13 protein-coding genes are annotated in these 14,534 nt (G+C 60.1%); 6 read left to right on the top strand and 7 right to left on the bottom strand.

Translation table 11 applies throughout. The features are described from left to right. Nucleotides 1–164: 164 nt before the first annotated feature. The 3 genes from EII11_RS10515 to EII11_RS05950 are packed head-to-tail and all read right to left on the bottom strand — an operon-like array spanning nt 165 to nt 1,965. A complete protein-coding gene (locus EII11_RS10515) occupies nt 165–317 on the bottom strand; it encodes a hypothetical protein (protein WP_165867083.1) in 153 nt (50 codons plus the stop codon). Nucleotides 318–353: 36 nt separating this feature from the next. After that, on the bottom strand, nt 354–1,124 hold the full coding sequence (locus EII11_RS05955; protein WP_124870054.1) for a class E sortase: 771 nt from the start codon (nt 1,122–1,124) through the stop codon (nt 354–356). Next, nucleotides 1,117–1,965 (bottom strand): DUF881 domain-containing protein, encoded by an 849-nt coding sequence (locus EII11_RS05950; protein WP_124870051.1) that lies wholly within the window; start codon nt 1,963–1,965, stop codon nt 1,117–1,119. Before EII11_RS05950 ends, EII11_RS05955 begins: the two co-directional genes overlap by 8 nt. A 141-nt stretch (nt 1,966–2,106) precedes the next feature. Here EII11_RS05950 and EII11_RS05945 point away from each other — a divergent pair, with 141 nt between their 5' ends. After that, nucleotides 2,107–2,370, top strand: a complete 264-nt coding sequence (locus tag EII11_RS05945) for a cell division protein CrgA (protein WP_124870048.1) — start codon at nt 2,107–2,109, stop codon at nt 2,368–2,370. A 185-nt stretch (nt 2,371–2,555) separates the two neighbouring features. Here the strand turns inward: EII11_RS05945 and EII11_RS05940 are convergent, their stop codons facing one another. Together EII11_RS05940 and EII11_RS05935 are read right to left on the bottom strand one after the other, a co-directional pair. After that, entirely contained in the window at nt 2,556–3,230 is a 675-nt protein-coding gene (locus EII11_RS05940) for a rhomboid family intramembrane serine protease (protein ID WP_240623085.1), read from the bottom strand. A 305-nt stretch (nt 3,231–3,535) separates the two neighbouring features. Beyond that, on the bottom strand, nt 3,536–4,057 hold the full coding sequence (locus EII11_RS05935) for a peptidylprolyl isomerase (protein ID WP_124870045.1): 522 nt from the start codon (nt 4,055–4,057) through the stop codon (nt 3,536–3,538). 149 nt (nt 4,058–4,206) lie between these two features. Between EII11_RS05935 and EII11_RS05930 the strand changes: the two genes are divergently transcribed. Next, entirely contained in the window at nt 4,207–5,043 is an 837-nt protein-coding gene (locus EII11_RS05930; RefSeq protein ID WP_124870042.1) for a hypothetical protein, read from the top strand. A 98-nt stretch (nt 5,044–5,141) separates the two neighbouring features. Here EII11_RS05930 and EII11_RS05925 read toward each other — a convergent pair whose 3' ends face one another. Then, nucleotides 5,142–6,038 carry an HAD family hydrolase gene (locus EII11_RS05925; protein WP_240623084.1) on the bottom strand — a complete coding sequence of 299 codons (897 nt, stop codon included), beginning with the start codon at nt 6,036–6,038 and terminating at the stop codon, nt 5,142–5,144. A gap of 210 nt (nt 6,039–6,248) precedes the next feature. Here EII11_RS05925 and EII11_RS05920 point away from each other — a divergent pair, with 210 nt between their 5' ends. From EII11_RS05920 to EII11_RS05910, 3 genes are all read left to right on the top strand, one after another. Beyond that, the gene (locus EII11_RS05920; protein ID WP_240623083.1) at nt 6,249–8,069 is read left to right on the top strand and encodes an adenosylhomocysteinase; all 1,821 of its coding nucleotides are present in this window, start codon (nt 6,249–6,251) and stop codon (nt 8,067–8,069) included. A gap of 65 nt (nt 8,070–8,134) precedes the next feature. Continuing rightward, entirely contained in the window at nt 8,135–9,457 is a 1,323-nt protein-coding gene (locus EII11_RS05915; RefSeq protein ID WP_124870142.1) for an amidohydrolase family protein, read from the top strand. Beyond that, nucleotides 9,454–9,975 carry a cupin domain-containing protein gene (locus tag EII11_RS05910; protein WP_240623082.1) on the top strand — a complete coding sequence of 174 codons (522 nt, stop codon included), beginning with the start codon at nt 9,454–9,456 and terminating at the stop codon, nt 9,973–9,975. Before EII11_RS05915 ends, EII11_RS05910 begins: the two co-directional genes overlap by 4 nt. A gap of 240 nt (nt 9,976–10,215) precedes the next feature. On the opposite strand, the gene EII11_RS05905 is transcribed toward EII11_RS05910, so the two are convergent. Continuing rightward, nucleotides 10,216–13,164, bottom strand: a complete 2,949-nt coding sequence (locus EII11_RS05905; RefSeq protein ID WP_124870040.1) for a cation-translocating P-type ATPase — start codon at nt 13,162–13,164, stop codon at nt 10,216–10,218. Between the two features lie 244 nt (nt 13,165–13,408). Here EII11_RS05905 and EII11_RS05900 point away from each other — a divergent pair, with 244 nt between their 5' ends. Continuing rightward, nucleotides 13,409–14,524, top strand: coding sequence for a hypothetical protein (locus tag EII11_RS05900; protein WP_124870036.1), 1,116 nt, complete (start codon nt 13,409–13,411; stop codon nt 14,522–14,524). Nucleotides 14,525–14,534: the final 10 nt, after the last annotated feature.

Below are 14,534 nucleotides of genomic sequence, written 5' to 3'. Positions count from 1 at the left end.
TTCACCTTTGAGCACACACCTGGACGCCGCGCTAACAATCTGCCTCTCTCATCCCAACGCCTACCTTCACTCCCAGGGCATGCCCGGCACAAAGAAAAGCTCGCGTTCTGCGGCTTTAAGCCGGAGAACGCGAGCTTCGAAGGTTTGAGGTTGGGCCTACCCGATCAGACGGAATTGTCAGCGAGGTTGAGGTAGTTCTGTGCCCACGGGTAGACGTGCTCAAAAAGCAGATAGAGCACAGCCATCACGATGATCAGTGACTCAATGACTTTGAGCCAGACGGGGCCGGGCAGGTGACGAAATAGCCATGCGTACATGAGAGAAATCCTTGTTGGTTAAACGCTTGTCGCGGCTCAGGAGGCTGCGGGCTTGTTGTAGGGGGCTGCCACGAGCTCGGCGGGTACACCCGTTGACTTGGGCGTCCAGTACTCGAACTGCAGGTGAGCGATATAGCGCTCGTAGTTGCTCCACTCGGGGTGGCAACTCGTCATTGTCATCCACCGTTCACTGGGGACCAAGCTAAAGGTGGGGTCGTCAATGACGGGGGCAATGACGCGTTCATTGCCTTCCTCTTCTGCACCAACGATCTGGGCGCGCTTCATGCTGTAGACATAGTAGGTGTCTGCCACCTCAACAATCACCTTGTCGCCATCCTTGAGACGATCAATCCAGCGGAAGTTTTCACCCGAGGTACGGCGGTGACCGGCCACCGAGAAGTTTCCAATTTCACCCGGCTGGGCTGAATCTGCGTAGTGGCCAGCGTTGCCATTATCAAGGTCAAGTTGCGCAGTGCCTTGGGTCAGAGGCGTGCGCATCCAGTCCCACGTGGGGAAGTGAATGAGGCCGTATGTTTCGCCAAGTGCTGGAGTTGCTACGGGCGGTGGATCATCCGTACGGCGCTCGCCCTCGTTAGTGACAGCAGGCTTATGCTTTGTTGCAAACTCGGCAATGCGCTCCTGGCGGGGGCCTTCGACCTTGTAGCTGGTGTAGTAAAGCTGCCAAAACGCGAAAAGGGCAACGACTACTGCCGCCGTAATGAGCAGTTCACCGATAACGCCGATTGTGCCGTAAAACACTCGGGCTGCCGGGCTCAATGGCGGGCGACGACGCACATGTTCAGCCATGCTTCTCCATCACTTGTGCATATTTCACTGCTGCATCCGGGGTGGCTGCAGGCAGGTCAAGGTGGTCATTCGTTTCAAACTTCCACCCCAAGCCATACAGGGCAACATACGCCTTGTAGTTGATGATCTGCGGATTCACATTCACAGCCTCCCTCAACGCCGGCGGATCCCCAATGGCAGAGATCCGATACGGCGGAGAGAAAGATGTTCCATCAATAAGAATGACATTACCAATACACCGCACTACCGTGCGCGACGTAATGCGCACATCCTGGACAGTCATCGCCTCGGCGCCTCCAGACCATAGGGCGTTCATTACATCTTCAATGTCTTGCTGGTGAATAACAAGGTCATCCGGCTTAGCGTTCTCAGGCAGTGGGCCTGGAGGGGCATCATTTAAGGTCACTGTCACGCCCGGACCGCTCACCGGAAGGTAGGTTACACCTCGGCGCTGGTTAAGGGTGTCTTCCAGTCCTCCGACCTCTTGTTCAAGATGGCGTGCCACCTGAGCTTGGGCACCCGACATCTGGTCTTCCAAGCTGGCAACGATCGTTTGGCGTTGACGTACCAGTGATACCAGATCTCCATCATGTTCGGCATTATCGCGGGCATTTGAGGCTGAGAGTCCAAAGAGAAGCCCTGAGGCGATGGTGACGACAAGAACCGACGCACCCTTTTGCCAGCGGCGAGGGGCAAGCGCCCCTCGCAGGAAGCCAGAGAATCGCGGCCCGCGTGGTGATGCTGGAGGCGTTCCTCCTGCGCGGGGAGCGAAACTTGGCGGTAAGGAGGGCGCATGGGACGTCTGCGTGGGCGCGTCATGCTGCGACTCGTGCTGTGTCATGCCCCTCCTGTCTCAACACTCGTAGGCTTTCATTTCGCTAGTTTCATATCCGAGACTACGCTAGGACAGTAGGTGTCGCTAGAAAGCGACGGAAGCCGGGCGCGTGTCCGGAAGAAATACACTTGTTATTGAGGAGTCAACGTGGCTGAGTCGAAGAAGCGCAAGAAGCACGGCAAGGTCGTGTCGGATGACCTGGAAATCCAATCCTGGACGGATGGTATTCCACTGAGTCCTTCATGGTGGGCTCCCCTATTCTCCACTCTGCTTATCCTGGGCCTCGTGTGGTTGGTCGTCTACTACATCTCCGGTGGCCTCTACCCCATTCCCGGTATCACCTGGTGGAATATGCTCATTGGTCTGGCGATCATGATGGCTGGATTCCTCATGACGCTAAAGTGGCGATAAGAATATCCACACCCTGTGTGATTCTTAACGCAGAGCCTTAGGGGCCTCCCTTCCTGTGGAAACACTGTGGGGCGCGATCCGAAAGCGGATCGCGCCCCACAGTGTTTCCACAGGTATTCCACAGTCCTTCCCCGGACTTATCCACAGGACTATCCACAGTTGGGGAAAACGACAGGCGTGTGATTCTAGCCGTACCAGTTAATCAAAAGGGAGTAGATCCCCGATTGAGCAGCAAGAAGAATCACAGCCGTCACTCCAAGCACGCCAGCAGCCTGCAAATTCTGCGTCCTTTCTGTCACCCCCGGACGTGGCCGATCCGTTTTCAACAGCAGCCACGCAACGGCGACACCCACAAGAAGACCACCCACATGGCCTTGCCACGATATGCCCGGAACGATGAAGCCATACGCCAAGTTGATCGCTAACAACACAAAGATTGATCGCGTATCAGCACCCACAGCCTTCTGCAGGACAAAGATTGCGCCGAAAAGACCAAAAACTGCACCTGAAGCACCCACCGTCACCGTGGTGAAAGACGCTGGAGAGACCAGCACCCACGCAAGCACAAAGGTTGTCCCTCCAAGCGCACTCAGCGCATACAGGCCGATATAGCGCATAGTGCCCATTAACGGCTCAAGGTATTGCCCCATCCAGTACAGCGCCAACATGTTAAACGCCAGGTGCATCAGACCTGAATGAAGGAACGCCGTCGTCAAAAAGCGCCAGGGCTCGTAATACGCTGATGGCGGATAGAACGCGAACCACTGGTACACCGGCAACAGCCAGTCAGCCACATACAGCACCGCACATAGACCGATGAGTGCCGTCGTTACTGGCATGCCAAAAGAACGCGCGCGCATACGTTTTGCTGTGGAGGTCGTACAGTCGACACAGATTGCACGTACTTCAGTCGGAATCGCGCACGCCACACACATCGGGCGATTACAACGCTTGCAGTAGTCAACAGACCGCTCATGGGGATGGCGCGGGCAATTCGGTGCCGCCGCAGGATTCGAGCGCTGCCCAAAGGTCGGGATCTCAGTCACAACACACCCGGCTTTCTTTTTTAAACTCCCCCACCCGCATCGACTCGACAAACAGGATGGGGGGTAAGGGAAAGCGGGCGCGCACTCCCGGCACGCGCCCGCCCTCGTTCATCAGATGGTCACTCGGAAATGGTCACCGAGTTAATGGTGACATCCTCCAGCGGCTTGTCATTGCGGCCGGTGGGAACGTTGACGATGGCGTCCACAACGCGCTTCGAGTCCTCGTCGATGACGCGGCCGAAGATGGTGTGGTTGCCCAGCAGCCACGGGGTGGGGGCAACGGTGATGAAGAACTGGGAACCATTGGTGCCCTTGCCCATGCGCTTACCGGCATTGGCCATAGCCAGAAGGTAAGGATCGTTGAAGTTGAGCTCGGGGTGGATCTCGTCGTTGAAGGTGTAGCCGGGGCCGCCGGTACCCTGACCCAGCGGGCAGCCGCCCTGGATCATGAAGTTGGGGATCACACGGTGGAAGATGATGCCGTCGTAGAAGGGGGCGGTGCTCTTTTCGCCGGTGGCTGGATGAACCCATTCGCGGTTGCCTTGCGCCAGGTCAACGAAGTTCTTGACCGTGTTGGGGGCGTGGTTGGGGAACAGTTCCAGGCGGATGTCGCCTGCAGAGGTATGAAGAATAGCTTCCATGCCTTTATCGTCGCAGAGTTGAACGCATTGTTCACCTCTTACAGGCGCGAATTCTCGAACGATAGGCTGCACTTCACACTTAAACAAGGCAGAATAGGAAGGGAAAGTGCGTGTTGAACGCAGATTAAGCCATACACCAGGAGGGCATCATGGCGAAGACCCCCAATTTCGATGCGGACAAGATCAAGGCTGAAGCCGCTCAGCTTCGCGAGGCTGTTGCCGTCCACGCTGGACGTGCAGCCGTCAAGGCCACTGATTTGGCCAGCGCTGGCCTGGATTGGGCCGCTCCTCGCGCACAGCAGGCTCTGGAGAATGCTATCGACCGCGCCACCCCGCTGCTCAGCGGTGCTGCTGATCGCGCCCAGGCTGCCGCTGACCGCGCAAAGCCCGTTATCGAAGACGCCCGCGAGCGCGTCATTGACGATTACCTGCCACGCATTAACCGTGCTGCGCACGACGCCACTGTGGCTGTTTCCTCCGATGGCGCCCTGCTGGACCGTGTTCGCAATGCCCGTGAAGCCACGGCTGTTGCTCTGACAACCCCCACGAAGAAGGCTCGCCGTCCCCGTCGTCTGCTGCGCGCCCTGGGCTGGACCGCCCTGGGCGCCGGTGTCGCTGGCGCAGGCTATGTTCTGTGGAAGCGCAGCCAGCCCATCGAAGATCCCTGGGCTGAGGAATACTGGGCAGATCTGGAGTCCGAGGTCGATATCCAGGAGATGCTGCCCGAGTCTGTCTCTGATGCTGTTGACACGGTTTCGGAGAAGACTGCCGAGGTCAAGGATGCTGCAGCTGAGAAGGCTGCTGAAGTGAAGGACGCGGTGGCTGACAAGGCTGCGCAGGCGAAGGATAAGGCCAAGGATCTTGCTGACGCTGCTGCCGATAAGGCCGCTGAGGTCAAGGACAAGGCGAAGGATGCCGCCCAAGCTGTTGCAGATAAGGCGGCAGAGGTTGCTGAAGACGTCAAGGACGCTGTCGACGGTAAGTGACGGCTGCGGAGCTCTCAGCTCTGCTTCGTAGCGTTCGGGGGTGCTGGCCTGTGGCCAGCACCCCCTTTTTATGTTCCAGCTCGTGACGCCCTCGTCGTTCAGGCGTCCAGGTCGAAGACTGCTCGCAGGACTTGCAGTACCCCGTGCTCGGCATTCGAGGGAGCGATATAGCGGCTGACCGCATGAATGTCCGGGTGAGCGTTGGCCATGGCGAAGGAGTGTTCAGCCCGGGCGAGCATACCCAGGTCATTGTGGAAGTCTCCAAAAGCCATGGTTTGGGCAGGCGTAATACCCAGACGTTCTTGGAGGGCGGCAACAGCGTGGCCCTTATCAACGGTGGGGTTCATCAGATCACACCAGTGCTGACCTGAGACGACATATTGGTGCGTCGCAGCAAAGGCACCCATGGAGACTGCGCCCGTGGGGGTGATATTCGTGAAGTCGAATTGGGCGAGTTTGAGCAAGGAATCCTCATGCTCACCTTGTTCCATCTGCGCAAGCGTTTCGTGTAGGTCGTCAACGACAGTGGTGCGGTGGTAGAACTCGCGCGCGATAGTCAGGAAAGCATCGTCGTCACGTTCGACGTAGGCGCTGCGTTTACCGCAGACAACCAGGCCTGTGTTCACGCCTGCTTCTTGCTGGGATCGCACGTTGAGGACAACAGCCTGCGCGGTCGGGTAGTCCAGGCCGTTGGAGAAGAGTTCTTCCCCGTCTCGCATCGCGATAGAGCCGTTTTCTGCAATGATTGTCAGCCCATCGCTCACGCGGTCAAAGAGATCACTCAGGGTCCAGTATTGGCGGCCCGAACAGGGAACAACAGTGATTCCGCGGGCGAGGAGCTGCTCAATAACCGGCCATGTTTCTTCGGGCAGTTTCCTATTCTCATCAAGCAGGGTGCCATCCAGGTCAATGGTAATGAGCTGAATGTCGCTGATGGTGAGTTCATCGAAGGGTGTGGGAGCGGGCTGTGCGGCGGGCTTTGTCTGTTCACTCACCCCTTGATTGTGCCTCAAGTACTCCCAGCATTGCACTTTCGTCTCCCGGATGTGCGTCCAAGCGTTTTACACCCTTTCGTGGCTGCCTTTCGCTCTTGGATGCACATATGGGAGCACGGCCCTCCAAAAGAATGGAGAGCACAGCATGGGAGCGTGTCCATGAACGGCGCTTTTCCCCCCTTGCCGCACAGGTCTTGATAGCGTCAATCTGTGGATCTTTTTGCCCGCCCTGACACCAATGACTTACCAGCAGCCGCTGATCGTGTGATCCTGCCTGACCTGTATGACACAGGGTCTCCTGTCGACGCCCCCTCTGTGTGGGCTCAGCGCGTGATCCGCTCTTTCGCGGCTGCCACCAATTTATTGGTATGCGGCCAGCCTTTTGTCATCGCTGCGCCCGAGTCGTTGGCACGCACACCCCAGGTTGTTGAACTCGTGGGCACGCTCAGTGCCTTTGGTGCCCACCCCACCCTTATTACCCAGCCATCGGAGCTCCAGCCTGATGCGACCGCGCACAATTTTCCAACGGCCCAAGCATTGATCTATGTGTCCGATACGCCAGAAAATCATCCAACTGACCCTGGGCGACACACCTCACCCGTCATCGTGTACGCGCCACTGTCGGGGCCGATGACCGTCACCACTGGCGATGGCACACTTTTACGCTCCCCCTACGAGCGGCCGGCCCCCCTCGATACTGCCAGCATCGTGTCCTATGACGATGGGGCTGACTATGGCCGCGAACGCATTGCGTGGGCGCGGGCTCATATGCCCATTACCCGCGCAGCCGTTGCTCGCCTGGCAGAAGCTGGCCGACTCGAAGGCCGTCGGATTGGTCTGGCTCTTGTCCTTGAACCCAAGACCGCTGTCCTTGCCCTGGAGCTGGCGCAGGCCGGAGCGCAGGTGTCGGTTTTTGGTCACGCGGATGAAACCCGAGACGATGTTGCCGCCGAGCTGCGCACTCAAGGCATCGCTGTCTTTGCCGACTCTGCTGCCACCGCGCAGCAGGAAGAGGCTCTTGCCCGCGAGTTCCTCGACCAAAAACTAGAGTTTCTCCTGGATGATGGCTCGCACCTGATCCGCATGGCCCACGATCCTGCGCGTGCACCGGGAGCCTTGGATTCACTTGTTGGTGCGGCAGAGGAAACCACCTCTGGCCTGCGACCCTTGCGTGCTATGGAGACCGAAGGCACCTTGCGTATTCCTGTCATCGCTTCCAATGACGCTCGTTCAAAGACGCTGTTTGACAATGCCTACGGCACTGGCCAGTCGTGCCTGCTCACCATTTTGGACCTTCTCGACCCGGCCTCTGAGGGCTATCCTCTGCAAGGTAGGCGTGCAGTGGTGGCCGGTTATGGCGATGTCGGTAGGGGTTTTGCTCGCCTGGCTGCTGCTTTGGGGGCGCAGGTGAGTGTGGCCGAGATTGACCCGGTTCGCGCCCTCCAAGCCCGCATGGATGGGTACTCCACCGGCGCCTTGGTCGACCTAGTGAGCGACGCTGACCTGTGCGTGTCGGCTACAGGCGTTGCTGACACTATCAGCCTTGAGGTTCTTGCTGCCTTGCCCGATGGCGCTGTTGTCAGTGTCGCCGGTGGTGTTGATCAGGAGGTTGCCCTTGAGGCTGCCCTGCGTGCAGGCGCGCAGTGGCTCCCTGCCCCTGGGATGCGTGCGGTAGAGCGCTTGCGCCTGCCAAGCGGTCGGGAGCTGCTCGTCACCGACCGGGGTGGTTGCATTAATTGCACGGCCGGCGAGGGCAACCCCATTGAGATTATGGACCTGTCTTTTGCCGTCCAGTGCGCAGCCCTGGAAACTCTGATTGACGAGGCCGAACGCCGCTTAGCTGGCCGGGGTGCATTGCTTGCTCCTGGCCTGCACGCCTTGCCCGCCTCTGCCGATGATGCAGTGGCTGCCGCAGCGGTCGACGGCTGGCTGCGCACCCCCGCCCGCCCTGCCGCCTCTTCATCTCCTACCATCTCGCTGCCCTCTCCATCCACCTCGCTCTACCCCTCATCCTTGGAGTCTCGCCCATGACGACACCTCCCGCACCGGCCGCGCCCGCGGCCCCCCTGCCCCTGCCGACCCCGTCGAATGCGCCCATGCAGGTATGGTCGGCTTCCTGCGTGATCCCCATTACCGCCCCATCCATGCTGGGCGGTGCCGTAGCAGTGCGTGACGGGCGTATCCAGCATGTGGGGGATCGTGAATGGCTGGTGGGCATGCTGGCCGACAACGGCGTGCCTTTCACGGAGACCCATGTGGATGGCGTGCTCATGCCTGGCCTGGTCAACGCCCACACGCACCTGCAATACACCGGCATGGCCGAAGTTGGTGCCCGCCAGTACGCGAATTTCCCTGAATGGATGGCGGCCTTCGACGTTGTCTACGACGCCGGCCCGCAAGATTGGCGTGCTCATGCCGCCGAGGGTGCGCGCATGTCCCTGCGTTACGGCACAACCTGCGCGGCCGACGTGGTGACGGACGCCGAGGCGGCCTCGGCCCTCCATGATGCGGGTCTGCATGGCGTGGCCTACTGGGAGGTCATGGGGTGGGAGAATACGGCCTGGCGTGAGCGCGGCTTGAACACGGTGAACGCGCAGTTGGATGTGATGCCGACCTCGCCGGGCGTGGGTTTAAGCCCGCATGCCCCCTATTCTTTAGAGTCTGCTCCCCTGCTGGAGCTGCCTGACGTGGCTAGGCGGCGCGGTATGCGCCTGCACATTCACCTGGGCGAATCGCATGAGGAGGCTGAGTGGAATGGCGGCCAGCGCGGTGAGCTGGCCGAACTGTGGAAGTCGAGCGCGGCAGGCTCCTACACGCAGATGCGTCAGGGCGGTGGCGGGTTTTCCTCCACGCAGTTCGTTGACCAGCTCGGGGTGCTCGGCCCGGATTGCCATATTGCACACGGCGTGTATATGACCGCTGATGACCGGCGTCGCCTGCGGGCGCGCTCAACGGCAGTGGCCTTGTGTCCGCGGTCGAATCGAGTGATCGGCTTGGATGCGCCGCCTGTTGCCGCCTACTTGGAGGAGGGCAATATGATCGCTGTCGGCACGGATTCGCTGTCCTCTTCGCCGTCCTTGGACGTGTTGGAGGATGTGGCACTGCTGCATGAGATCGCGCGCGAGCAGGGCTATCGCCATGAGGATTTAGCGCGTCGTTTGCTTCATGCTGCCACCTTGGGTGGGGCTCACGCCTTGGGTTTGGCGACTGGCCATGAGCGCGTGGGCCAGTTGCAGGCGGGTGCAGTGGCGGACATGGTGTTCATTGATGTGCCGGTCAGCGATATTGTCGGCACTATTGAGGCCGTGGCCTGCCACGGTGCGGGCCGCCAGGTGGCGACGTTGATCTCAGGCCAGGTGCGGTGGGCGCGCCCAGATTTTGCTGAACTGGTGGGCCAGGGCAAGGAGGCTGCGCTGTGAGCACTCCCGCCTCCCCCAGCCGTCCGTGGATTCCCTCTGACGAGGCCGCCGCCCTGGTTGCCTCCCTCGATTTGGCGCCCCACCCCGAGGGTGGCTGGTTTCGCCGCACGTGGACGGCGCCGGCACGGGTGATGACTGCCAATGGGGAACGCGCTACGGCTTCGGGGATTCTCTTTCTGCTTGATGACGGCCAGGAGGCCGCCTGGCACAAGGTGATCTCTGATGAGTTGTGGCTGTGGCATGGGCCGGGTGCTTTGGAGATTCACCTGGGTGGGGACGCAGATGCGCCCGTGGAGGATCCCTCACCGACTGTTGTGCAGGGGAATTGGGCGGGCGGTGCTGACTCGTCTGGCACGCCCGCCTCTACCTCCGGTGAGGCAATACCCCTCGTCCAGTTCCTTGTCCCTGCAGGCACCTGGCAGCGCACTTTTGCGCGCGGCGGGGTAGCCCTGGCAACCTGCATTGTCTCGCCCGAGTTCAGTTTCGAGGATTGGCAGCTTGCCCAGTCGGGCAACTAGTCCCACTTCGCAGGCTTTGAGCGTCCAGTAGTTCATTGCCACAGCGAGTTGAACTCACAAGAAGGATCATCCTCGGCTAACGTCAACTAGCTGCCTTGGCTCCCAGATGTGCGCCCAACGCAAAAATCACCTCCAGAAGGCGACAAAACCCCGTGGACTCACACGCGGGAGACATGCAGCGCAACCCGCGACCAGTATTATCCGGCGCTTGGTCGGCCTTCGCCTCAGACAGACAGGGGGCTACTTCCCCAGCCTCAGTGCCCGCCGCACCACTTTGCGCAGCTCATCAACCCACAGCACCAGAGATCCCAGAGCAATGGCAACACCCCAGTGCACCAAGTCCAGCGGAGCGGTCGAGAAGGCTGCCTGGAAGAGCGGCACATGGACGACAACCACCTGCAACAAGGCGCCCAGGGCAATGGAAGCCCACAACCAACGGTTCACGAACAGGTGAGAGAACGCAGAGACGGTCTCAGAGCGCGAATTGAACGTGTTAAAGAGCTGGGCAAACACCAAGGTGGTGAAGGCTGCGGTGCGCGCCGTGTCCAGGTCATCGGTGGAGTAGGCGTTCTCAATGAGGCCGCCAGGCAAGAAGAAATCAAGGGTCAGGAGTGTTGCCACCGCCATGACAGCGCCGACCAGGACCACGCCCGCCCACATGCTGCCATCAACCACGCGATCAGTGGAGCGTCGTGGTGGCCGAGCCATGACATCCTCAACGCTGGGATCCACACCCATGGCCAGGGCTGGCCCAGAGTCGGTCACGAGGTTAATCCACAGGATCTGCGTGGCTACCAGTGGCAGGACAACACCGGTGGTGGACTGTTCACTCAAGCCAATGACGCTGGCCAAGACCACTCCGCCAAAGACGGTGAGGACCTCGCCCATATTGGACGACAGTAGGTAGCGCAACACTTTCTTGATGTTGTCAAAGATGCGTCGCCCTTCACGCACGGCAGCAACAATGGTGGCGAAATTGTCGTCCACCAGCACCATCGTTGCCGCTTCCTTCGTCACCTGCGTGCCGGTGATACCCATGGCTACGCCAATGTCGGCGGCGCGCAGGGCCGGCGCGTCATTCACGCCATCACCCGTCATCGACACCGTTTGCCCCTGAGCCTTCAGGGCACCCACGATGCGCATCTTATGTTCGGGGGCGACGCGCGCGTACACATTGGACGAGGCGACCGTCGCCGCCAGAGTCTCATCATCCATGACGCTGAGCTCTCGGCCCGTCACGACTTGACCGCCAGCCTCGTGGATGCCCAAGTCAGCGGCGATGCGTCCTGCGGTTGCCGGGTGGTCGCCGGTAATCATGAGGACGCGCACACCTGCCCGGCGAGCCTCCGCCACGGCGGCAGCGGCTTCAGGGCGCGGCGGGTCAATAATGCCAACCACGCCCGCCATGGTCAGGCCGCTTTCACAGTCGCTCAGGTCAGGAATCTCAGATTCAAGGGAAAGATCAGTGTCTTCCGCACCTCCGTTTCCATTCCACCCGTCTTGGGCGCGCATGGCGGTACGGACGCGACCGGTCTCGGCCTCGTCCAAGGGGCGGTAGGCGACGGCGAGGGTGCGCAATGCGCGGCCCGACATGTCGGTGACGTGCTCAAGGAAGGCACTGCGCCGCTGCTCGGTCAGCGCCTCTTCGACACCGTCGTGGCGCACGCTCACGCAGCGTTCAATGAGCACGTCGGGCGCTCCCTTGGACACGAGCACCATGGAGCGGTCGTCTGCTTCGTAGATGACGCTCATGAGTTTGCGTTCGGAGGTGAAGGGGAAGTCCCACACGCGGCGCGCACCCTGATGGGGCAGGGGCTGGGCGGCCAGTTTGCGTTCAGCAACGAGGAAGGCGCCCTCGGTGGGGTCACCGATAACGCTCCACACGCCCTCGTCCTGGTCAAGTTGGGCGTCGGAGGCCATGGCCCCGCCGGAGAGGACGTAGCGGACCTCGTCGGCGAGTGCGGCGCTGAGGGGATCGGCGTCGGGCTGTCCGTCGCGGTCAGCGTCGGGGGCGAGGGTGCCTTCAGGGGTGTAGCCCGTTCCAGAAACTAAGGTCACGCCCGAGGCGGTGGCGACCTCTTGAATGGTCATCTCTGAGCGGGTGAGCGTGCCGGTCTTATCTGAGGCGATCACCGAGGCCGAGCCCAGGGTTTCCACGCTGGTGAGTTTCTTGACGACGGCCTTGTGTAGAGCCATGCGTTGTACGCCCAGGGCCAGTACCACCGACAAGATCGCGGGCAGGCCCTCGGGCACGGCGGCCACTGCCAAGGAAACGCCCAGCAGGAGGGAGTCAATGATGGTGTTGGCGTTACGTTCGGGGCTCAGCAGCAGCAGTGTCGCCACAACGCCAACGGCAATGAGGACAACGATGCCACCCAGAACCGTGGAGATTTGGTGGATTTCGCGCTGGAGCGGGGTGGGTTCTTCCTCGACCTCGTCGAGCATGAGGGCAATGGCACCCATCTGCGTGTGCGCGCCGGTGGCGACAACAATGGCTTCGGCGCTGCCTTGTGCGATGGAGGTGCCGCGGTAGACCATGCCCGTGCGGTCTGCCAGGTCAGTGTCGGGGGCGAGGGCGCCGGTGTGCTTCGCGACGGCGTCAGCCTCACCCGTGAGGGAGGATTCGATGGCGCGCAGAGCAGCGGCTTTGAGCAGGCGAGCATCCGCGCCCACCTGGTCGCCTTCAGCGAGGACGAGGATGTCTCCGACAACGAGTTCGCTGGAGGGGATGACCTGGCGGACGCCATCGCGCAGGACCGTGGAGGTTGCTGCCGTCATGGCTGAAAGTGCGGCAACTGCGTCGGCGGCCTTGTTTTCTTGGATGAAGCCAAGGACGGCGTTGAGGAAGATCACCAGGAAGATGACGATGCCGTCAACGGGTACGCCGTGGGCGCCTTCAATGATCCAGGCGATGACGGAGATGACAATCGCACCGATCAGCAGGAAAACCAGGGGGTCTTTGAACTGGTGGAGGAAGCGCAGCCACGCTGGAGTGGGTGGGCTAGAGGGTAGTTCGTTGGGGCCGTGCGCCTTCAGGCGTGCGGCGGCTTCGGTGCTGGCAAGGCCGGTTGCGGTGTCGGTGCTGAGTGCTGTTGCCAGTTCAGCTCCGCTGCGGGTGTGAGCCTCGTTCGCAAGGCGTTCAAAGGTATCTCCGCCAAGATTGAGGGCGGATCCTGCTGGTGTCTGCATCCGTTCAGCCTATTGCCTGCGGCTCACCTCGGCCCGATGAGGGATGGTTACCTCCTTCACTTGCGGGGCTCGGCTGGTTTCAGGGCTCAAGCTAGCAGGTAGCCGTCCATCAACGACCACTGTATGAGACTTACCTAAAAAGTTACTGACATGAGTCGGATGCGTGGAGGACAATAAATTGCGCATTATTAAGGAGACCAACGTGAACCTGCATCACTCCCTCACCACAAGAAACTCCGGGCGAATGTCTGCATTTCTTGTACTGTCCACTTGCGCCGCAGTAAGCCTGAGCGGGTGCGCTCTTGTTCCGGTGGCATGGAATCCACGGTCAGCTGAATACCTGGATCTCAACATGTCGATGACATCCCTGTGCGAAGAAGCACCTAGTGCTGACGAAATCCAGACCATCTTGTCACGCGCCTGGTACTACAACGCCTCCACACCTGTACCAAGCCAAGTCGCGGATCACAAGACCGCTCTCGATAAGGCGTGCGCCGAGGACATTCGGACACTCGACCATTGGCTCACGGATGACGACTTGACTGCTGCACGTGAAAGCCATAAGAAGATTTCGGACCACGTAGAGGCCATGAAAGCTAGTCGGGACGACGCCATGGCCTACTGGGAGTTTTCCTACGCAGTCCTTCAATTTGATTTCGCACTGTCACGCCTTCTTCATCTTCAAAGAGGTCTTGTTGGAATCACTGAGGAGGACAATGCCTTCCTCAACACCGTTACGAAGATGAGGAGCCAACTCGAGAATGAAACGACTCTCTCCAGCAATGTAGGTGGGCAGGCACTTCGAGACAAGACTATGGAGATCCGCCAGCTCGTCGCCAGTATCAAAGACTATTTATTGACCCGTGATGTGGAGTATGGCCCTCCACTGACCGCCGGACTCGATCCTCTGATCCCCGATCTCAACAACCCTCTCCACTCCACGATGTTCCCTCCCATGATTGCCGAGGAAATGCCGAAGGTCTCCGCAACCACTGAAGACCTCCTCAAAAATCCGCCGCCGCCAGTTCACGGCTATCCTTTCTCGTCCTACTCCAGTGTTGGCGAGTCCCCGATAGTGCGCTTCATGTATGAGACAGACGGCGGCTCGCTTTCCTTCACGCAGATTGACGACCCGTGGGAACGCATCATTCATCAAGGAGGTAAGTCCTATGGTGATGCCGAGTTCCCTCACTACACCGGCTACGGCAATGAGGTGTGTGCGAGTACTTCCTACGAAGCTGACGATTGTCTGCTTCAGAGCGCGGATGGCCGCTGGTGGGTAGCGGCCGTACCCTGGGGATTATCCTTAGCTAGCAGCCGAGGAATCCTCTCCTCATGGCTCAAAGCAATCAGTGATTAAGACCCAAACC

Origin of the sequence: Schaalia canis (assembly GCF_003858455.1) — a bacterium.
Lineage (GTDB): Bacteria > Actinomycetota > Actinomycetes > Actinomycetales > Actinomycetaceae > Pauljensenia > Pauljensenia canis.
The sequence above is the reverse complement of the archived record's forward strand: the minus strand, read 5'-3'. Positions and strand labels throughout refer to the sequence as shown.

Coding starts and splice junctions, on each gene's coding strand:
- EII11_RS05900 (WP_124870036.1), top strand. CDS start 13,409: ATGTCTGCATTTCTTGTACTGTCCACTTGCGCCGCAGTAAGCCTGAGC.
- EII11_RS05935 (WP_124870045.1), bottom strand. CDS start 4,057: ATGGAAGCTATTCTTCATACCTCTGCAGGCGACATCCGCCTGGAACTG.
- EII11_RS10515 (WP_165867083.1), bottom strand. CDS start 317: ATGTACGCATGGCTATTTCGTCACCTGCCCGGCCCCGTCTGGCTCAAA.
- EII11_RS05955 (WP_124870054.1), bottom strand. CDS start 1,124: ATGGCTGAACATGTGCGTCGTCGCCCGCCATTGAGCCCGGCAGCCCGA.
- EII11_RS05930 (WP_124870042.1), top strand. CDS start 4,207: ATGGCGAAGACCCCCAATTTCGATGCGGACAAGATCAAGGCTGAAGCC.
- EII11_RS05915 (WP_124870142.1), top strand. CDS start 8,135: ATGCAGGTATGGTCGGCTTCCTGCGTGATCCCCATTACCGCCCCATCC.
- EII11_RS05940 (WP_240623085.1), bottom strand. CDS start 3,230: ATGCGCGCGCGTTCTTTTGGCATGCCAGTAACGACGGCACTCATCGGT.
- EII11_RS05950 (WP_124870051.1), bottom strand. CDS start 1,965: ATGACACAGCACGAGTCGCAGCATGACGCGCCCACGCAGACGTCCCAT.
- EII11_RS05905 (WP_124870040.1), bottom strand. CDS start 13,164: ATGCAGACACCAGCAGGATCCGCCCTCAATCTTGGCGGAGATACCTTT.